Below are 18,750 nucleotides of genomic sequence, written 5' to 3'. Positions count from 1 at the left end.
GTGAGTTCCACGACGCGTTTCCGGGGCTCCTGGAACGACGGCGGTCGATGCGGACTCCGCTGCGGCCGAAACACGTGTGTTCGATATAGCTCTCCCTCTCGTTGACCCCGGTGCCGCACCTTCACCGGCTTCCGCAACCTGAGGAGACGCGCAGTTGAGCACCTCCACCCGTACCGTCCCACCACCCGCACCGGCTGAGATCAACTACTCCGGGCACTACTCCATCAATCCGCTGGGCGAGGCGAGCTTCCGCGGCCTGTGCGCCCAGCTCCCGCGTGTGCTCGGGCGGATCACGGCCATGGCGTGGGTGATCGACCGCCGTGCCGTCCTGCTGCTGCTCGCCTGCCAGGTGGCGACCGGGGTGTCGGCCGCCGTCCTGCTCACCGCCACGGCCCGGGCCATGACCCCGCTGCTCGGGGCGGGCGCGATGACGGACCGGCTGCGCGCGGCCCTCCCCGCACTGGTCGTCGTCGCCTGCGCAAGCGCCACGGCCCGGACCGCGCTGGCCGTGGCCCGCTATGCCGAGCGCCGGATCACTCCCCGGCTGATGACCGCCACGGACACCACCCTGGTCGAGGCCGTCTGCCGGGTGGAGGCGGCCGCCTGCGCGGTGGACGGCTTCTCGGACCGGCAGGAAGCCGCCGAGATGGGGGTGACCCGTACCCAGGTCATGGTGATGGACGCGCAGCGGTTCACGTCGGCCCTGATCAGGATGGTCACCGCGGGCGCGGTGGTCACCGTGCTGAACCCGCTGGTGCTGCCGCTGCTCCTGCTGGCTGTCGCTCCAGCCGCCGTCGGCGCGGTCCTCACCGCGCGGGTGGACTACGAGATCCACTACGCCAACATCGCGGACCGCAACGTGCGGGGCATGACCCGCTGGTGGGCGACGACCCCGAAGTACGGCGACGAGGTCCGCGCCAACGGCATGACCGACTACCTCCTGTACTGGTACCGGGCCCTGTCCGAGCGGGTCGACCGGCGTACTCTCGCCGCCGCCCCGAGGACGCTGCGGATCGCCCTGTCCTCCTCCTTCGCCGGGGGCGTGTTCCTCACCGCGACCTGGGGGCTGCTCGCGTGGCTGGCCGTCACCGGCCGGGTGGCACCGGCTGTCGCCGCCACCGCCGTGGTCGCGGTGCAGACCACTCTCGCCGCGCTGTCCCAACTGGTCATGGAGGGCGCGGCCGTCTTCCACACCAGCCTCTACCTCGGCGACATGCAGGCGTTCTTCGACCACGCCGCCGAGCGGGCGCCGAGGCGCGGTGGCGCGGCCGTCGCGGCGCCGGTGGAGGAGATCCGGCTTGAGGAGGTCAGCTACCGGTATCCGGGCAAGGACCGGGCCGCCGTGGAGGGAGTCTCCCTGACGTTGCGGCGCGGCGAGATCCTGGCGGTCGTGGGGGTGAACGGCTCCGGCAAGAGCACCCTGACCCGGCTGGTCACCGGCATCTATCTGGCGGACAAGGGCCGGGTGGTGTGGAACGGCACGGATCTCGCGAGCGCCGATCCGGCGACCGTCTGGGACAACACCGGTCTGGTTCCGCAGATCTTCGCGCAGTGGCCCCTGCGGGTCCGGGAGAACGTGACCCTCGGCCAGCCCCGCACCCATGACGACGGCCCGGTGTGGGACGCGGTGGAGGCCGTCGGCATGCGCGAGCCGGTGGAGGAACTGCCCGCCGGGCTGGACACGCTGCTCGCCCGCGAGATCTTCGGCGGCACCGAGCTGTCCGGGGGCCAGTGGCAGCGGCTCGCCTGTTCCCGCGCACTGTACCGCCGTCCGCCGCTGCTGATCCTGGACGAGCCCACGTCCCAGATGGACCCGCACGGCGAGCACGCCATCTTCGAGCACATCAAGGCGATCTCCGCCGACCGGATCACCATCGTCATCACCCACCGCCTGGAGAACACCCGGATCGCGGACCGGATCGTCGTCATGGACCAGGGCCGGATCACCGAGCAGGGCACGTACGACGATCTCGTGCACGCGGGCGGCACCTTCGCCGGCCTCCTGCGGCTGTCCCGGGACCGCTGAGCGCTTCGGCGTGGGTCCCCGGCCGAAAAGGGGGAACGCGTCAGGCGGAACGGAACGGGCCCGGCAGGGAAGAGCGTGCGGTGCGAGCCGTGCGGCGAGGAGGCTACATGGGTGGCGACGGCAACAGCGCCTACGGCCACAAGAAGTTCAAGCGGTCCAAGAGCCATTTCGCGGACCGGATCACCGCCGACGGCCGGGACGGCTGGCCGGTGGAGTCCGGGCGGTACCGGCTGGTGGTCTCGCGGGCCTGCCCGTGGGCGAGCCGGGCGGTGATCTCGCGCCGGCTGCTCGGGCTGGAGCGGGCGCTGCCCATGGCGGTCACCGACCCCCTCCAGGACGACCGGAGCTGGCGGTTCACCCTGGACCCCGGCGGCCGGGACCCGGTGCTGGGCATCCGGTACCTGGCCGAGGCGTACGAGAAGCGGGAGCCGGGCGCGCCCGGCGGGGTGAGTGTGCCCGCGATCGTCGACGTGCCGAGCGGCGAGCTGGTGACCAACGACTACCAGCAGCTCACCCTCGACCTGGCCACCGAGTGGACGGCCCTGCACCGCGAGGGCGCCCCGGACCTGTACCCGGAGCATCTGCGGGACGAGATCGACGAGGTGATGGCGGAGGTCTACGAGGACGTCAACAACGGGGTGTACCGGGCCGGGTTCGCCTCGGACCAGGAGGAGTACGAGGAGGCGTGCGCCGGGGTGTTCCGGCGGCTGGAGGCGCTGGCGAAGCGGCTTGCGGGGCAGCGCTATCTGGTCGGGGACACGATCACCGAGGCGGACATCCGGCTGTTCACCACGCTGGTCCGCTTCGACCCGGTGTACCACGGGCACTTCAAGTGCAATCTGTGGAAGCTGACGGAGAACCCGGTGCTGTGGGCGTACGCGCGGGACCTGTTCCAGACGCCGGGGTTCGGGGACACGGTCGACTTCGACCACATCAAGCGGCACTACTACCAGGTCCACTCCGGTGTCAATCCGACCGGGATCGTGCCGCTCGGCCCGGACCTCGCCGGCTGGCTGAGCCCGCACCACCGCGAGGAGCTGGGCGGCCGGCCGTTCGGTGACGGCACCGCGCCGGGACCCGTGGCGCCGCACGAGCGGGTGGGACCCCGAGGTCTGCCTGCATGAGGAGGGCGTGACGAGGAAGAAGCGTGACATGGCGAAGAACAAGACGAAGAAGAAACTCTCGCTCACCTACAAGCCGGTCGGATTCGTGATGAGCTGGGCCGGCGGCGCGCTGGCCGGACTGGCCTTCCGCAAGGCGTGGATGGCCATACGGCACGAGGAGGACGCGCCCGACGCGCTGGACCGCGACCGGGGCTGGGGCGAGGTGCTGCTCGCGGCGGCCGTGCAGGGCGCGATCTTCGCGGTGGTGCGCAGCGCCGTGGACCGTACGGGGGCCAAGGCCATCGAGCGGTCGACGGGTGTGTGGCCGGTGGCCGAGAAGGGCGGCCGGGACTGAGCACACGAAGACCGGGGGTGGCGGGCCGGTGCGATGCCCGCCACCCCCGGTCTTCGTCTGTGCTCAGCCCTGCTTGGGCGCCGTCCGCGGAGTGAGCCGCACCGTGAAGGAGTGTCCCGACGGGTCCGAGTAGCTGCGCTCCTCGTGCGGGCCCACCGCGTCCCGTGTCTCCAGGGGGCGGCCGCCCAGCGAGACGATGCGCCGCTCGGCTCCGTCCATGTCGTCCACCATGAACTCGAGGTGCGCCTGGAGCGAGTTCTCCGGTCGGGGCCAGCTCGGGGGCGTGGCGTTGACATCGCGGCGGAAGGCGATGCGGAAGCCGTCCGCACCACGGATCTGTACCAGGTTGGCGGAGGCGACGGTCTGTTCGCCGTCCAGCAACTCCTCGTAGAACGCGGCCAGTTTCTCCGGCTCGGCACAGTCGAGCACCACCACGCCCGCTTTGACCAGCGTCATGCTTCCTCCCAGAAAGTCGCCTCCCCCTGCGACTGTCCCGGCCGGCCCGATTCAGTCGGCGTTCCTCGGGCGGCCCGGTTCCGGGCGGCTCAGTCCGCGAGGTCGACGAGGAACTTCCGGGGCGGGCAGAAGAAGGTGACGCCGGTGACGGCCCGTGAGTAGTCGAGGATGCGGTCGTGCAGCGGCGGCGGGTCCCCGATGAACATGCGCTCCAGCATCTTCTCGGTGACCCACAGGTGCCGGGAGTAGCCGATGAAGTAGGTGCCGTACTCGCCCTTGCCGGGGGCGGCGAACGGCATGTTGTCGCGGAGGATGTCGTGCTCCCCCTCGGCGTCCTGGATGGTGCACAGGGTCTTGTGCGACTTCTGCCCCTCGGTCGCGTCGGGGAGTTCGATGTTGTCGAACTTGGTACGGCCGATGATCTGTTCCTGCGTCTCGGTGGTCTGGGCGCGCCAGTCCTTGAGGTCGTGCAGGTACTTCTGGACGACGACGTAGCTGCCGCCCGCGTACGCCGGGTCCTCCTCGCCCACCAGGGTGGCCGCCGGCAGGGAGAGGCCGATCGGATTGGCGGTGCCGTCCACGAATTCCAGGAGGTCGCGGCCGTTGTAGTAACGGAATCCGGTGACCTCGTCCACGGCCGTCACGGAATCACCGAACGCCTCCAGGAGAATCTTCTCGAATTCCACGACGAGATCCACCGAATCGGCGCGGATGTGATAAAGGAGATCACCTTCGGTGGCCACCGCCGTGTGCTGGGCGCCCCGGATCTCCGGGAAAGGCCTGAGTTCCTTGGGCAGCGGTTTCCGCGTCAGCGCTTCCCAGGCGTGGTGCGAGATACCGAGATTACAGGTGAAGATCCCGGTGTTCACCTGGATCTTGATGTCCTTGAGCAGGTCCTCGATGCTCGCCACCACCGACCGTGCCGTGTCCATGGCCTCGTCGCCGCTGTTGATGGTCAGCACCAGGAAGGCGGCCGCGGCGGTCATCGGCGCGTCGATGTACTGCGGCTCGGTCTCCAGGTCCCGCTTGGCGACGGCGCTGTGATCCATGGCCTCTCCCGGTGGGCGGCCCGCGGGGGCGAGCGGGCAGGGCGGTGCGTGGCAGGCTGAATCCGGCCCGTCCAGCATCCGACACCGAAGGGCGGTCCGCCACCGGCGGCGGTGCCGAAAAGGTCCGCCAAACAGGTGATCCCATATGGCCCGGACACCTGCGGCTGCCCAGAGATCACGGGCCTGCCGGGGCTTTCCGGTCCACCGGTTGATCGATTCGAAGTGGCAGCCTCACCGCGCCGGGCCGAAACTGAATCAGCAGTTCGTGATCAGAGAAGAGCACGTGGCCGAGCAAGCTATCCAAACGTTCTCGCAGGAGATCACATGGTGGAACAGTCCTCGGACGTCCATATAGAAGGAATGGACGACGAAACCCTCGTGGGGCGGCGCGTTGGCACCCCGGCGGTGAGCGAGACCGAAACACGGCTGGCGGATGTGCTGGCCGACCTCATGGGCGTGGAGAACGTTCCGGCCGATGCGCACTTCTTCGAGAGTCTCGGTGCGAATTCCCTGGTCATGGCGCAATTCTGCGCACGGGTCCGGAAGCGGGAGGATCTGCCCTCCCCGTCCATGAAGGACATCTACCGCTATCCGACGATCCACGCCCTGGCGGAGGGGCTCACGGAGACCCCGGTCGCCCCCGCTCCCACCTCTCTGGTGATGCCTCCCGAGCCGGTGCGGCGGGCGAGCGGGCTTTCCCACACCCTCTGCGGCACGGCCCAATTGCTGATCTTCCTGGGATACTCACTGGTCGCCGGATTCGCCACCGCCGGCGGTTACGAATGGGTGGCCACCAGTTCGGGCGTGTGGGACGTTTACCTGCGGTCCCTGGTCTTCGGCGGAGTCGGATTCGTGGCCCTGTGCGCGTTCCCGGTCGTCACCAAGTGGGTGCTCATCGGGCGCTGGAAACCCGGTGAGTTCCCGGTCTGGGGCCTCGCCTACCTGCGCTTCTGGGTCGTCAAGGCCCTGCTGCACGCCAACCCGATGATCGTGTTCATCGGGAACCCGCTGTACGTGTTCTACCTGCGGGCCCTGGGCGCCCGGATCGGCAAGGGCGTCACGATCCTCTCCCACTCGGTACCGGTCTGCACGGACCTGCTGACGATCGGCTCCGGCACGGTCATCCGCAAGGACTCGTTCTTCCTCGGCTACCGGGCGCACGCCGGGTACATCCAGACCGGCCGGATCAGCATCGGCCGGGACGTGTACATCGGGGAGAAGACCGTCCTGGACATCGACACCTCGATGGGCGACGGCGCCCAGCTCGGGCACTCCTCGTCGCTGCACCGCGGCCAGTCCGTCCCGGCCGGCGAACACCAGCACGGCTCCCCCGCGCAGACCACCGACGTCGACTACCTGAGGGTCGCGCCCGCCCGCTGCGGCACCGCCCGCCGGGCCTGGTTCGCACTGGCCTCGCTGCTCCAGTTGTTCCTGCTCTACATCCCGCTCGGGGTGGGCGGCCTGTACATGCTGTTCGACGCGGTACCGGCGGTCCGCCGCCGGCTCGACCCCCGGACGGCGCTCCCCCTGGGCGAGTTGGTGACCGACGCGGTCGTGCTCTCCCTGGTGCTGTTCGTCGGCTTCGCCGTCCTGGGCCTTGTCCTGCTGTGCACCCTGCCGCGCCTGCTGCACCTGGTGGTGCCGCCGGACCGGGTGTTCCCGCTCTACGGGTTCCGGTACGCGGTGCACCGGGCGACCGCGCGGATGACGAACATCAGGTTCTTCGCCTGGCTCTTCGGGGACAGCTCGTACATCGTGCACTACCTGCGCGGCATCGGGTACGACCTCTCGCACGTGGAGCAGACCGGGTCGAACTTCGGCACCGAGATGCAGCACGAGAACCCGCTGCTGGTCACGGTGGGCAGCGGCACGATGGTGGCCGACGGGCTCTCCGTCATCAACGCGGACTACTCGGCCACGTCGTTCCGGGTGTCGCGCGCGACGATCGGGGCGCACAACTTCCTCGGCAACAACATCGCCTATCCGATCGGCGGCCGGACCGGGGAGAACTGCCTGCTGGCGACGAAGGTGATGGTGCCGCTCGACGGGGAGGTCCGCGAGGGCGTCGGGCTCCTCGGTTCGCCGTGCTTCGAGATCCCGAGGTCGGTGGAGCGCGACAGCCGGTTCGACAAGTTCAGGTCCGGTGACGCGCTGCGCCGGAGCCTCGCCGCGAAGAATCGCTACAACCTGCGCTCGATGACCTTCATGCTGTTCGTGCGCTGGCTGCACGTCCTCGGGCTCACTCTGCTGGGCCTCGCCTCGGCGGAGCTGTACGGCGTGCTCGGGCACGTGGTGATCGCCACCTACATGGCGCTGACGCTGGTCGTCACCACGCTCTACTACGTGCTGCTGGAGCGCTGCCTCACCCGCTTCCGCCCGCTCCGCCCCATGCTGTGCTCCATCTACGACCCGGCCTTCTGGGCCCAGGAGCGCCTGTGGAAGGTGCCCGACCGGCATCTGAACATCTACAACGGCACCCCCTTCAAGGCCCTCGTCTGGCGCCTGACGGGTGCCCGCGTCGGCCGCAGGGTGTTCGACGACGGCTGCTACATGACGGATCGCACGCTCGCCGTGATCGGCGACGACTGCACCCTGAACGCCGGCAGCAAGGTCCAGTGCCACTCGCAGGAGGACGGCACGTTCAAGTCCGACATCAGCACGCTCGGCGCGGGCTGCACCCTGGGCGTCGGCTCGCACGTGCACTACGGCGTGACCATGGGCGACGGCGTGCGGCTGGCGCCCGACTCCTTCCTCATGAAGGGCGAGGAGGTCCCCGCGCACGCGCGCTGGGGCGGCAACCCCGCCGTGGAGATGCCGGAGGCAGCGGTGCTGCCCGCCGGTTCCGGCCGCAGGACCCCACCGTCCGTCGACAGCGCCGCCGCGGCGTCCGTGAATTGAGGGAGCATCCGATGGGAACGCGTGTGCAGGCGGACCGGGAGTTCTGGAGCGGCGTGCTGACCGCCGGCGGATTCACCGCGGTACCGCGCTGGGCGGAGGCGCCGGTCCCCGGTGCGGCCGAGTACGGGGTGCCCTTGCCCGAGTCCCTGGGCGACCTGGCCCGACGGCTGGACGTGCCCGCGGGCGCGCTGTTGCTGGCGGCCCACGCCAAGGTGCTCTCCGCCCTGACCGGCGAGCAGGACGTGGTGACGGGGTACGCCGCCGACGCCGAGCCGCTGCCGTGCCGTCTCACCGTCTCCCCCGGCACCTGGCGCTCGCTCACCCGGGCGGCCCACCGCGCGGAGTCGGAGGTGCTGGCGCACCGGGACTTCGCCGTGGCGGGCCTGCGCCGCGAACTGGGCCTGACGGAACCGGCGTTCGAGGTGACGTGCGGCCCCGAGAACAGCCGCCTCTCCGGCGGCCATGTCCTGCACGTGCACTGGTCCGAGGCCGAGGGGCGCCTGGTCCTCCGGTACCGCACGGACGTCCTGGACGCCCGGAGCGCCGGCCGAGTCGCCGGGTACCACCTGCGGGCGCTGGAGCTGATGGCGGCCGACCCGGACGCCGAGCACACGCGCCAGAGCCTGCTGTCGACCGAGGAGCGGCACGAGCAGTTGGCGGGTCTGGCCGGCCCGGAGCGGGAGCTGCCGGACGCGCGGGCCCACGAACTGTTCGAGCGGCGCGTACGCCGGCACCCGGACGCCGTCGCGGCGGTGCACGGGGACCGGCGGTGGACGTACGGGGAACTGAACCGCCGGGCCAACCGGCTGGCGCGGGCGCTGGTGGCGCGCGGGCTGGGCCGGGAGGACGTGGTGGCCGTGGTCACCGAGCGGAACCTCGACTGGCTGGCCGCCACGCTGGCCGTGTTCAAGGCGGGCGGCGCCTATCTGCCGATCGAACCGCACTTCCCGCCGGGCCGTATCGCGGCGACCCTCTCGCGGGCCGGGTGCCGGCTGGTACTGACCGAGTCGGGCAGCACGGGCACGCTCGACGAGGCACTGGCCGACGTGCCCGGCGCCGAGCGGCTGCTCGTCGGTGACGCGTACGCGGAGGGGCACGCCGAGGACGACCTCGGTGTGGCGGTGGAGCCCGGTCAACTGGCCTACATCTACTTCACCTCCGGCTCCACGGGCGAGCCGAAGGGCGCGATGTGCGAGCACGCGGGGATGCTCAACCATCTCTTCGCCAAGATCGACGACCTGGGTGTGGGCGAGGGCGGGGTGGTGGCGCAGACGGCGCCCCAGTGCTTCGACATCTCGCTGTGGCAGCTCGTCTCGGCCCTGCTGGTGGGCGGGCGCACGCTGCTGGTGGAGCAGGACGTGCTCATGGACGTGGAGCGGTTCGCCGACACGCTCGTGAACAACCGGGTCCAGGTCACCCAGCTCGTGCCCTCCTATCTGGAGGTCCTGGTCTCCTACCTGGAGCGGCACCCGCGCGGCTTCCCGGACCTGCGCTTCGTGTCCGTGACCGGCGAGGCGCTCAAACCGGAGCTGGTGCAGCGCTGGTTCGCCGTGCAGCCGGGCATCAAGCTGGTCAACGCCTACGGCCTGACGGAGACGTCCGACGACACCAACCACGAGATCATCGACGGGCCGTGCGACCGCGTCCTGCTGGGGCGCGCGGTGAACAACGTCCGCGTCCTGGTCGTGGACGAGCGGCTGGAGCTCGTGCCGCTGGGCGCGCCGGGCCTGATCGCCTTCTCCGGTGTCTGCGTGGGCCGGGGCTACGTCAACGATCCCGAGCGCACCCGTGAGGCGTACCGGGAGGACCCGTACCGCCCGGGTGAGCGGCTCTACCTGGGCGGTGACTGGGGGCGCTGGCATCCCGGCGGCAGGCTGGAGTTCCTGGGGCGCCGGGACAACCAGGTCAAGATCCGGGGCTTCCGCATCGAGATCGGCGAGATCGAGAACGCGCTGCTGCGGGTGCCGGGGGTGCGGGACGGCGCGGTGGTCGTGGCCGAGCGGGCCGGGCAGGGCAAGCAGTTGGTCGCGTTCTACGCGGGGCGCGAGCTGTCCGTGGACGAGCTGCGGGACGCGCTGGGCGCGGGGCTGCCCGCCTACATGGTCCCCGCGGCCTTCCATTGGCAGTCGGCCCTCCCGCTGACGGCCAACGGCAAGATCGACCGCAAGACGCTCACCCGGCTGGCCGAGCAGAGCACGCCGGCCGCGCGAGCCGACGCCCAGGACCGTGCGCCGCGCACCCCGGCCGAGCGCAGGCTCGTGGCCGCCTGGGCCGGACTGCTCGGCATCGCCGAGGAACGGATCAGCCGTACGGACCACTTCTTCGACTCCGGCGGCACCTCCCTGACGGCGGTGAAGCTGACGATCGCGCTGGACCGCGCGGTGTCCCTGAAGGACATCACCCGCAACCCGGTCCTCGCCGACCTGGCCGCCCTGCTGGACGGTGCGGCCGGGCCGGACGGGGAGCTGCTCCAGCCGCTGGCGGCGTCCGACGGAACGCCGGAGTGCGCGCTGGTGTGCTTCCCGTACGCGGGCGGCAACGCGGTCAATTTCCAGCCGATGGCGAGCGCGCTGGCGGGCAGCGGGATGCACGTGCTCGCGGTGGAGCTGCCGGGGCACGACCTGGCCGGGCGGCAGGAGCCGTTCGGATCGGTCGCCGAGGTGGCGGAGCGGGTCGCGGCGGAGATCACCGCACGCGGTCTGACCCGGGTCATGCTGTGGGGTCACTCGTCCGGCGCCGCGGCGGCCGTGGAGACGGCCCGCAGGCTCGAGGAGGGCGGAGTGGAGGTGGCGCGGCTGTTCCTGGGCGCACAGCTGCTGGGCACGGCCGCCGAGCGGCATGCCGCCGTGGAGGCGCTGTCGGTCCGCAGTGACGCCGAGATCGCCGCGCGGCTCGCCGAGGAAGGTGGTTATGTCGAGCTGGCGGAACTGACCGCCCGGCACGCCGAGCGCGTCGGCGCCGCCTACCGCCACGACTGCCTCTCCGCGCACCGGTACTTCTCCCAGGCCCTGGAGAATCCGCCGGCGGTGCGGCTCTCGGCGCCGGTGTCGGTGGTGGTGGCCGCCGACGACCCGTACACGGCCGGGTACACCGGGGCCCACCGGGACTGGCTGCTGCTGGCCGGCCACGTCGACCTGCACGAACTCCCCGACGGCGGGCACTACTTCCCGCGCCTGCGCCCCACCGAGGCGGCGAAGGCCGTACTGACCGCCGTGGAGCCGCTGGCCTCCTCCTGACCTTCCCCCCTTCAGCCCAATGGCGGGCGACCGAAAGGAAATCCGACATGTCGACCTCTTCCCTGGCAGCCCCGCTCGACGTGGAGCTGCGGCCGGGCAGACCGCCGGTGGCCCGTATCGACACCCCGCCGGACGTGCCGGGCTGGGCGGCGCGGTACCGCGACGTGCTGCGCGCCCTGGTCGCCGAGCACGGGTCGCTGCTGGTGCGGGGCCTGGGGCTGCGGGACCCGGAGCAGGTCCGGGCCGTGTTCGACCGGCTGACCGGCGGTCTGATGACGGAGCGGGAGTCCTTCGCGCCGCGCGAGACCTTCGGCTCGGGGCTGTACGTGTCCACGACCTGGCCGGCGAATCAGCCGATGTGCATGCACCACGAGCTGAGCTACACCCAGGAGCCGCCCGGTCTGATGCTGTTCGCCTGTCTGACCGCGCCCGAGGACGGCGGGGCGACGGCGGTGGCGGACGCGGCGGAGGTGCTGCGGGAGCTGCCCGCCGAGGTGCGGACGCGCTTCGAGCGGGAGGGCTGGCTGCTGACCCGGTCCTACAACGACGAGATCGGGGCGTCCCTGGAGGAGTCGTTCGGGACCGCCGACCGCGCCGGGGTGGAGAGCTACTGCCGGGCCAACGGCATCGACTTCGTCTGGCAGCCGGACGGTTCGCTGCGCACCACGCAGCGGCGCCCGGCCGTGGTCCGGCACCCGGTGACGGGCGAGGCGTGCTGGTTCAACCAGATCGCGTTCCTCAACGAGTGGACGCTCGCCCCCGAGGTCCGCGAGTACCTGGTGGACATCTACGGCGCGGACGGGCTGCCGTTCAACACCCGCTACGGGGACGGCAGCCCGATCAGCGAGGACGTCGTCGAGCTGCTCAACGCGACGTACGAGAAGCACACCCGGCGCGAGCCGTGGCAGGCCGGCGATCTGCTCCTCGTCGACAACGTGCGCACCGCGCACAGCAGGGAGCCCTACACCGGGGACAGGCAGGTGCTGGTCGGCATGGCCGACCCGCGCCGACTGGACGCCGGTGCCACGAACCCGGAGGCGAGCGAGCGATGACCGACCTGTTGCCCACCACCGCGCAGCCGGCCCACCCCGGCCCGGCCTCGCCGACGTTCGCCGTGATCTCCGGTGAGCAGGTGCAGAAGGCGCTCGCCGGGCGCGAGCGGGAGATCACGGACCTGGTCGAGGCCACCTACCGGCTGCACGGGGCCGGGGACTCGGTGAACCCGCCGTCCTACTTCCTGCGCTTCCCCGACCGGCCCAGCTCGCGGATCATCGCGCTGCCGGCCTCGGTCGGCGGGTCCGTGGGCGTGGACGGCATGAAGTGGATCTCCAGCTTCCCGGACAACGTCCGGTCGGGGCTCCCCCGCGCCTCGGCGGTGCTGATCCTCAACGACCCCACGACGGGCTATCCGTTCGCGTGTCTGGAGAGTTCCATCATCAGCGCGACCCGGACGGCCGCGTCCGCCGCGCTGGCCGCCGACTGGTTCAGCCGCAACCGGCCGCGTCCGACCCGCGTCGGGTTCTTCGGCACCGGTCTGATCGCCCGCTACATCCACACCTTCCTGGCCGGCACGGGCTGGGAGTTCGAGGCGGTCGGGGTGCACGACCTGGCCGCCGACAGCGCCGCCGGGTTCTGCGACTACCTGCGGCAGACCGGGACGGGCGCCGACGTCACGGTCCACGACAGCGCGGCGGACCTGATCCGCTCCAGCGACCTGGTGGTCTTCGCCACCGTCGCCGGACAGCCGCACGTCACCGACGCCTCGCTGTTCTCCCACAACCCCGTTGTCCTGCACGTCTCGTTGCGCGACCTCGCCCCCGAAGTCCTCCTGGCGTCGGCCAACTTCGTGGACGACGTCGAGCACTGCCTGAAGGCCGACACCTCCCCGCACCTGGTCGAACAGCGCACCGGCAACCGGGACTTCCTCAACGGCACGCTGAACGACGTGATGCTCGGCCGGGCCGCGCCGCCGCCCGACCGGCCGATCGTGTTCTCGCCCTTCGGGCTCGGCGTCCTCGACCTCGCCGTCGGCAAGTACGTCTACGACGAGACGGCCGCCGCGGGGAACCTCGGCCTCATCGACAACTTCTTCCACGACCTGCGCCGGTACGGCTGAGAGCGCTGCCCTTCCCCGGCACCAGGAGGCCCATCGTGCCTGTCATATCCGCTCCTCATGACTTCAACGAAGGCCATCTCTTCGTCGACCTCAAGTCGATCCTCGGATGTCCCCTCTACCTGAAGTGCGAGGGTTTCAACTTCGCCGGCTCCATCAAGCTGAAGGCCGCGAACGAGATGGTGGAGAGCGCCGAGCGGGAGGGCATCCTCAAGCCGGACTCCGTCATCGTCGAATCCTCGTCCGGGAACCTCGGCGTGGCGCTCAGCATGATCGCCGCGAGCAAGGGCTACAAGTTCCTGTGCGTCACGGACTCGCGCTGCAATCTGTCCACCCGGCTGCTGATGGAGTCCCTCGGCAGCAAGGTGCACATCGTGGCCGACCTGGACGAGAACGGCGGGTTCCTGGGCACGCGGATCGAGTACGTACGCTCACTGTGCGCCTCCGACGACCGGTACGTATGGCTCAGCCAGTACACCAACCCCGGCAACTGGCAGGCGCACTACCGCACGACCGCGCCGCAGATCGCGCGGCAATTCCCGCGCCTGGACGTGCTGTTCGTCGGGACGGGCACCGCCGGGACGCTGATGGGATGCGCCCGGTACTTCCGGCAGTGGCACCGCCCGGTGCGCATCGTCGCGGTGGACAGCGTGGGCTCGGTCGCCTTCGGCGGGGAGCCCGGCCGCCGGATGATCCCCGGCCTCGGGATGAGCATGCGGCCGCCGCTGCTGGACGAGTCCTACGTCAACGAGGTGATCCGGGTGGAGGAGGCGGACACCATCCGGGCCTGCCATCAGATGGCCCGGCGTGGCTTTCTCTTCGGCGGGTCCACCGGCACGGTGGTGAGCGGCGCGGCGCACTGGCTGGCCCGCCACGACACCCGTGACATGACGGCGGTGGCCATCGCGCCGGACCTGGGCGAGCGCTACCTCGACACCGTCTACCAGGCCAACTGGCTGCAGGACCTGTTCGGCGACGAGATCCTCGACTCCAGCCGGGCCGCCAGCCCCTTCGAAACGGACGAGCCGGCCACCCGCGAGGCGGACCGCTGGCCACAGCCGTAACACGTTCCCCGCCTGCCACGTCCATCTCGGTGCCGCCTGTGTGAGGGCCCTGTGCAACAGGGCCCTGGCAGGCGTCTCTTGGCGTAACCGGGGCATCCGGATTTGCGGATACGCAGGAGGGGTGATGGTCATGTTCGAACCCGACCGTGAACAGACGGTGGCCCGTGAGGAGCCGGTCGGCGAATTGGTGCAACGCGCCTCGCAGCAGCTCACCGAGCTGGTGCGCGGTGAACTCCGGCTGGCTCAGGCGGAGATGAAGGAGAAGGGCAAGCTCTACGGCAAGGGCGGCGGACTCTTCGGAGGCGCCGGCCTGGTCGGTTTCCTCACGCTCCAGGCCCTGGTGGCCACGGCGATCGCCGGTCTGGCCGTACCTCTTCCGGTGTGGGCCGCGGCTCTCATCGTCACCGGCGTCCTCGGCGCGGTCACAGCGGTGCTCGCCCTGACCGGGAAGAAGGAGATCGGCCAGGCCGCCCCGCCCGCTCCGGAACAGACCATCGACAGTGTGAAGGCCGATGTGGCCGAGATCAAGGAGAGTGCCAAGCGATGACACAGCAGCCGTTCGAGGAGTCCTCCTCCGCGAGCCCCGAGGAGCTTCGGGAGCAGGTCGAGCGGACCCGCCATGAGCTCGGGGAGACCGTGGAGGCCCTCACCGACAAGGCCGACGTCAAGGCTCGTGCCCAGGAGAAGGCGGCCGCGCTCAAGGTGCAGACCGCCGAGACCGCGCAGAGGCTGGCGGAGAAGGTGCCGGACCCGGTCAAGGAGAAGGCCGCCGTCGCGGCGACCCAGGTCCGGGCCAAGGCCGGTCAGGCCGAGCAGCTCTGGCAGGAGCGGGCGCCCGAGCAGGTCCGCGACAAGCGCAAGCTGCTGGTCGCCGGCGCGGTCGCGGTGGTGGCGCTGACCCTGCTGAGCCGCCGCAAGCGCCGCTAGCGCGCGTGCTCCGTACCGAACGGGCTCCGGCCGAGCGGAAGTTCGCTCGGCCGGAGCCCGTCGCGTCGGCTCAGTTGGGCTGTCCGACCGGACGTACGACGACGGTGTTGACGTCGACCCCGGCCGGCTGCTGGATCGCCCAGACCACCGAGTCGGCGATCTGGCCGGCGGTCAGCAGATGCCCCGGCGGCAGGCTGCCGTAGCCGTCCCAGAACGGGGTCTCCACCCGGCCGGGCGCGACCAGGGTGACGCCGATGCCGTACTCGGTGACCTGGCGCCGGGTGTTCTCGGCGAGCCCGGTGACCGCCCACTTGGTCGCCCCGTAGAGGTTGCCGGGCGTATGCACGAACCCGGCGACGCTTCCGATGAGGACGATCCGGCCGCGGGTCTCCTTGAGCGCGTCGACGGCGGCGCGGATGAGCAGAGCCGGGCCGAGGACGTTCGTCAGCACCATCTCGCTCCACCCCGCCGGGTCGCCCTCGGCGACGGAGTCGTGGGTGGCGACACCGGCGTTGGCGATGACGGTGTCCAGCCGCCCGTACCGCTCGACGGTGCGGTCCACCGCGTCCCGGACGTCCTCGTAGGACGACGCGCTGCCCGGGACGATGAGCAGCTCGCCGGGGTCGCCGACGCTCTCGGCGAACTCCCTCAGCCGGTCCTTGCCGCGTCCGGTGACGGTGACCCGGGTGCCGGCTTCCAGCAACTGCCGCGCCACGGCCGCGCCGATGCCGCTGCCGCCGCCTGTGATGAGCGCGACCGGTGAGTCGTTCATGTTCATCCCCCTCGGTGTTCGTGGACAACGAGGAGCTCATCACTTGGAGTGCTCGCGAAGTCAAGGCTTTCGGCGGGGTGCCGCGGCGATCGTGGGGAAGGCGGGTGTCATGAGCGTCGATGAATCTTCCTTGAGCGAGTCCTCCCTGCGCGCCGTGGGGTGGGCGCGGTCGCTGCCGGTCAGCAGTGGCGTGAAGGCGGCGCGGGACTGGACGCGCGGCCATCTGGAGAGCCTGGGCTGGGCGCGGAGCGCGCCGGACACGGTGGACGCGGTGCTGCTGACCGTGTCCGAGCTGGTCACCAACGCCCATGTGCACGCCCGGGCCACCGCGCAGCTCGTGCTCACCTGGGACAGCGAGTGCCTGCATGTCACCGTGCACGACGCCTCGCCGCAGCTGCCGGAACAGCGCAGGCCGACCACGGGGGCGACCGGCGGGCGGGGCATGCTGCTGGTGGACGCGCTGGCCGACAGCTGGGGCGCCTACCCGTGCCCGCGCGGCAAGGAGGTCACGGCCTGCTTCCGGCCCGCGCGGTGAGGGTGCCGGTCAGGAGCGGGCGAAGTCCTCGGGCCGGAACTCGTGGTTCTTCAGGTGCTGTTCGATGTCCTCCAGGCTGTGCCCGGTGAGTTCCGGCATCTTCCGCCGGACGAACAGCCAGGCGGCGACGTTGAAGAGGGCGTAGATCCAGAACACCTGGCCCACCCCGAAGGCGCTGATCATGCTGAGCAGGGTGAGGGTGATCAGGAGGTTGGTGCTCCACAGGGTGGCCGACTGGACGCTGGTGGCGGCGGCCCGCACGGTCAGCGGGTAGATCTCGGAGCCGGTCAGCCAGCCCATGAGCTGGAGGCCGCCCGCGTTGAAGAACATGAAGGTCAGCAGGCAGGCGACGATGGCCGGGACGTAGGCGCGAGTGCCGTGGCCGGTGATGTAGAAGCCGCCCAGCACGAACAGGCTCAGGGCGGCGCCGGGCACCATGATCAGGGTGAGCCTGCGGCGGCCGACCTTGTCGACGATCCACAGGCCGACGATCATCATCACCAGGTAGACCACTCCGAGCGCCACGCTGACCCGGAGCGCCGAGGAGCGATCGAAGCCGTTGTCGGTGAGGATGGTCGGCGCGTAGTAGATGATCATCTCGATGCCGGAGAGCTGGGTGAAGACGGCGATGCCGCAGCCGACGACCAGCGCCGGACGCACCCACTTCTGCCGCAGTCCGCGCCAGCCCTGGTGGTTCCGGTCGGTGCGCTGCTGACGGCGGGCCAGGGCGCTGATCTCGGCCAACTCGGAGTCGACGTCGTAGCCCGCGGGGCGTACCCGCTTCAGGACCTTCTCCGCCTCGTCGACGTCGCCCTTGCGGAGGATCAGCCAGCGGGGACTCTCGGGGAGCCGCAACTGGCCCAGCAGCATCAGCAGTGCGGGGGCGGCGGCCGCGCCGATCGCCACCCGCCAGGACACGGCCTCGCTCGCTCCGACGATCGTGGCGATGACGATGCCGACGCCGATGGCGAGCTGGAAGCAGAGCACCAGGCGGCCGCGGATCGTCCTGGGCGCCAGCTCGGCCACGTACATCGGCACGGTCTGGGTGGCGCCGCCGACCGCGAAGCCCAGCAGCACGCGGGCGAGGGCCAGGCCCACGGCGTTGGGAGCGACCGCGCAGGTCAGGCTGCCCGCGATGAACACGCAGCAGATCAGCAGGATGGTGCGGTGCCGCCCGAAGCGCTCGCACAGCAGGCTGCAGCTCAGCGAGCCGATGACGGCGCCCAGCAGGATTCCGGCGGCGATGGTCTCCTTCATCGTGTTCCCGATGTGGAACTCCTCGGAGATCTGGAGCAGCGCGCCGGAGATGATGCCGGTGTCGTAGCCGTACAGCAGCCCGCTGATCGCGGACACCACGGCCGCCATCAGCATGTACCCGTTCAGCCCCTTGGTGGTCCGGGGCGCCTGACCCGCAGCTTGCGTCATCGTTCCTCCAGGGCGGTTTCGGCCGTTTCCGCCGGCCAAAACCGTACGTCGGAGGGGGTCCCACAACCGGGACGGCTCGCTTCAACGCGGAGAATCGGCTGAGCGCGCCGACCGGCCGTGCCGTGCCACCCGGAACGATCTGGTCAGCGGCACACGAGCCTCTCGGCCTCGATGCTCGACGGTTCCAGCTTCTCGTCGATCCCGCACTTGACGAGATCGCCGTACGTCACCGGTGACCACGTGGCCACGGTGCCGCGTGTCGGTGTCGTGTCCGCCGGCACGCAGTAGTGCGCGAAGGACGCCTCATAGGTGGTGACGCCGACGGCGTAGAACAGGACGCCCGCCGACTTCTTGAACCACACCTCCTGCACTCTGTCCGCACCAAGCCTGAAGTCCTCTCCCGCGTCAGCCAGTTCGACGCCGGTCTTCCTCTCCAGCGCTGCGATGGCGGCACGCTGGTCCTGCGTGTCCTCGGCCGGTGTGACGCCCGCGTGGAGGGAGCGGAGGGGAGCCGCCTCGAAGGTCGCGTGGATGGTGGCCCCGTGCCGTACATCGAAGCGCCGGGCGTCCGATACCCCGGCCAGCACCTCCCTCTTCACGACCTTGCCCCACCGGAAGGTTCCGTGCGGGCAGGCCCGCTCGGACGGCGCGACTCGGGCGCCGGCGGGACGCGCCGGCAGTGCATCGGCCGCGCAGCCGCCCCCGGCCAGCACGACGGCGACCGTCACCAGTCCTCGAAAGCCACGTTTCATGCTCGACAGCCCCTCCCCTTGATCCGAAGGGACAGTCTC

At 70.7% G+C, this 18,750-nt stretch carries 16 protein-coding genes; 11 read left to right on the top strand and 5 right to left on the bottom strand.

Translation table 11 applies throughout. The features are described from left to right. Positions 1-298 precede the first annotated feature (298 nt). From GT030_RS21225 to GT030_RS21215, 3 genes are all read left to right on the top strand, one after another. Positions 299-2,026 carry an ATP-binding cassette domain-containing protein gene (locus GT030_RS21225; protein WP_237522724.1) on the top strand — a complete coding sequence of 576 codons (1,728 nt, stop codon included), beginning with the start codon at positions 299-301 and terminating at the stop codon, positions 2,024-2,026. Between the two features lie 107 nt (positions 2,027-2,133). Further along, entirely contained in the window at positions 2,134-3,150 is a 1,017-nt protein-coding gene (locus GT030_RS21220; protein ID WP_161202455.1) for a glutathione S-transferase C-terminal domain-containing protein, read from the top strand. 28 nt (positions 3,151-3,178) lie between these two features. Continuing rightward, positions 3,179-3,484, top strand: coding sequence for a DUF4235 domain-containing protein (locus GT030_RS21215; protein WP_031183373.1), 306 nt, complete (start codon positions 3,179-3,181; stop codon positions 3,482-3,484). 63 nt (positions 3,485-3,547) lie between these two features. Here GT030_RS21215 and GT030_RS21210 read toward each other — a convergent pair whose 3' ends face one another. Together GT030_RS21210 and GT030_RS21205 are read right to left on the bottom strand one after the other, a co-directional pair. Further along, positions 3,548-3,940, bottom strand: coding sequence for a VOC family protein (locus tag GT030_RS21210; RefSeq protein WP_161202454.1), 393 nt, complete (start codon positions 3,938-3,940; stop codon positions 3,548-3,550). Positions 3,941-4,029: 89 nt separating this feature from the next. Then, positions 4,030-4,989 (bottom strand): Dyp-type peroxidase, encoded by a 960-nt coding sequence (locus GT030_RS21205; protein WP_161202453.1) that lies wholly within the window; start codon positions 4,987-4,989, stop codon positions 4,030-4,032. 324 nt (positions 4,990-5,313) lie between these two features. Between GT030_RS21205 and GT030_RS21200 the strand changes: the two genes are divergently transcribed. From GT030_RS21200 to GT030_RS21170, 7 genes are all read left to right on the top strand, one after another. Beyond that, a complete protein-coding gene (locus GT030_RS21200; protein ID WP_161202452.1) occupies positions 5,314-7,887 on the top strand; it encodes a Pls/PosA family non-ribosomal peptide synthetase in 2,574 nt (857 codons plus the stop codon). An 11-nt stretch (positions 7,888-7,898) separates the two neighbouring features. After that, positions 7,899-11,123 carry an amino acid adenylation domain-containing protein gene (locus GT030_RS21195; RefSeq protein WP_161202451.1) on the top strand — a complete coding sequence of 1,075 codons (3,225 nt, stop codon included), beginning with the start codon at positions 7,899-7,901 and terminating at the stop codon, positions 11,121-11,123. Between the two features lie 47 nt (positions 11,124-11,170). Continuing rightward, entirely contained in the window at positions 11,171-12,175 is a 1,005-nt protein-coding gene (locus tag GT030_RS21190) for a TauD/TfdA family dioxygenase (protein WP_161202450.1), read from the top strand. Then, a complete protein-coding gene (sbnB, locus tag GT030_RS21185; protein WP_161202449.1) occupies positions 12,172-13,239 on the top strand; it encodes a 2,3-diaminopropionate biosynthesis protein SbnB in 1,068 nt (355 codons plus the stop codon). The genes GT030_RS21190 and sbnB overlap by 4 nt, the downstream gene beginning before the upstream one ends. Before the next feature lie 35 nt (positions 13,240-13,274). Next, positions 13,275-14,300, top strand: a complete 1,026-nt coding sequence (sbnA, locus tag GT030_RS21180) for a 2,3-diaminopropionate biosynthesis protein SbnA (protein WP_161202448.1) — start codon at positions 13,275-13,277, stop codon at positions 14,298-14,300. A 130-nt stretch (positions 14,301-14,430) separates the two neighbouring features. Next, entirely contained in the window at positions 14,431-14,847 is a 417-nt protein-coding gene (locus tag GT030_RS21175) for a phage holin family protein (protein WP_161202447.1), read from the top strand. Next, positions 14,844-15,227, top strand: a complete 384-nt coding sequence (locus GT030_RS21170; RefSeq protein WP_161202446.1) for a DUF3618 domain-containing protein — start codon at positions 14,844-14,846, stop codon at positions 15,225-15,227. Before GT030_RS21175 ends, GT030_RS21170 begins: the two co-directional genes overlap by 4 nt. A gap of 70 nt (positions 15,228-15,297) precedes the next feature. On the opposite strand, the gene GT030_RS21165 is transcribed toward GT030_RS21170, so the two are convergent. After that, positions 15,298-15,999, bottom strand: a complete 702-nt coding sequence (locus GT030_RS21165; RefSeq protein ID WP_161202445.1) for an SDR family oxidoreductase — start codon at positions 15,997-15,999, stop codon at positions 15,298-15,300. A gap of 109 nt (positions 16,000-16,108) precedes the next feature. Between GT030_RS21165 and GT030_RS21160 the strand changes: the two genes are divergently transcribed. Beyond that, the gene (locus GT030_RS21160) at positions 16,109-16,534 is read left to right on the top strand and encodes an ATP-binding protein (RefSeq protein WP_161202444.1); all 426 of its coding nucleotides are present in this window, start codon (positions 16,109-16,111) and stop codon (positions 16,532-16,534) included. Between the two features lie 9 nt (positions 16,535-16,543). Here GT030_RS21160 and GT030_RS21155 read toward each other — a convergent pair whose 3' ends face one another. Together GT030_RS21155 and GT030_RS21150 are read right to left on the bottom strand one after the other, a co-directional pair. After that, a complete protein-coding gene (locus tag GT030_RS21155; RefSeq protein WP_161202443.1) occupies positions 16,544-17,959 on the bottom strand; it encodes a sugar porter family MFS transporter in 1,416 nt (471 codons plus the stop codon). A gap of 143 nt (positions 17,960-18,102) precedes the next feature. Beyond that, positions 18,103-18,711, bottom strand: a complete 609-nt coding sequence (locus tag GT030_RS21150) for a hypothetical protein (RefSeq protein ID WP_161202442.1) — start codon at positions 18,709-18,711, stop codon at positions 18,103-18,105. Positions 18,712-18,750: the final 39 nt, after the last annotated feature.

Source organism: Streptomyces sp. SID1328 (assembly GCF_009865595.1).
Lineage (GTDB): Bacteria > Actinomycetota > Actinomycetes > Streptomycetales > Streptomycetaceae > Streptomyces > Streptomyces griseoluteus.
This window is presented reverse-complemented; position numbering and strand designations above follow the sequence as displayed.

Excerpts from the sequence above, each read along its gene's own strand:
- GT030_RS21225 (WP_237522724.1), top strand. The coding sequence starts at position 299 with ATGGCGTGGGTGATCGACCGCCGTGCCGTCCTGCTGCTGCTCGCCTGC.
- GT030_RS21220 (WP_161202455.1), top strand. The coding sequence starts at position 2,134 with ATGGGTGGCGACGGCAACAGCGCCTACGGCCACAAGAAGTTCAAGCGG.
- GT030_RS21215 (WP_031183373.1), top strand. The coding sequence starts at position 3,179 with ATGGCGAAGAACAAGACGAAGAAGAAACTCTCGCTCACCTACAAGCCG.
- GT030_RS21210 (WP_161202454.1), bottom strand. The coding sequence starts at position 3,940 with ATGACGCTGGTCAAAGCGGGCGTGGTGGTGCTCGACTGTGCCGAGCCG.
- GT030_RS21205 (WP_161202453.1), bottom strand. The coding sequence starts at position 4,989 with ATGGATCACAGCGCCGTCGCCAAGCGGGACCTGGAGACCGAGCCGCAG.
- GT030_RS21200 (WP_161202452.1), top strand. The coding sequence starts at position 5,314 with ATGGTGGAACAGTCCTCGGACGTCCATATAGAAGGAATGGACGACGAA.
- GT030_RS21195 (WP_161202451.1), top strand. The coding sequence starts at position 7,899 with ATGGGAACGCGTGTGCAGGCGGACCGGGAGTTCTGGAGCGGCGTGCTG.
- GT030_RS21190 (WP_161202450.1), top strand. The coding sequence starts at position 11,171 with ATGTCGACCTCTTCCCTGGCAGCCCCGCTCGACGTGGAGCTGCGGCCG.
- sbnB (WP_161202449.1), top strand. The coding sequence starts at position 12,172 with ATGACCGACCTGTTGCCCACCACCGCGCAGCCGGCCCACCCCGGCCCG.
- GT030_RS21175 (WP_161202447.1), top strand. The coding sequence starts at position 14,431 with ATGTTCGAACCCGACCGTGAACAGACGGTGGCCCGTGAGGAGCCGGTC.
- GT030_RS21170 (WP_161202446.1), top strand. The coding sequence starts at position 14,844 with ATGACACAGCAGCCGTTCGAGGAGTCCTCCTCCGCGAGCCCCGAGGAG.
- GT030_RS21165 (WP_161202445.1), bottom strand. The coding sequence starts at position 15,999 with ATGAACGACTCACCGGTCGCGCTCATCACAGGCGGCGGCAGCGGCATC.
- GT030_RS21160 (WP_161202444.1), top strand. The coding sequence starts at position 16,109 with ATGAGCGTCGATGAATCTTCCTTGAGCGAGTCCTCCCTGCGCGCCGTG.
- GT030_RS21155 (WP_161202443.1), bottom strand. The coding sequence starts at position 17,959 with ATGACGCAAGCTGCGGGTCAGGCGCCCCGGACCACCAAGGGGCTGAAC.
- GT030_RS21150 (WP_161202442.1), bottom strand. The coding sequence starts at position 18,711 with ATGAAACGTGGCTTTCGAGGACTGGTGACGGTCGCCGTCGTGCTGGCC.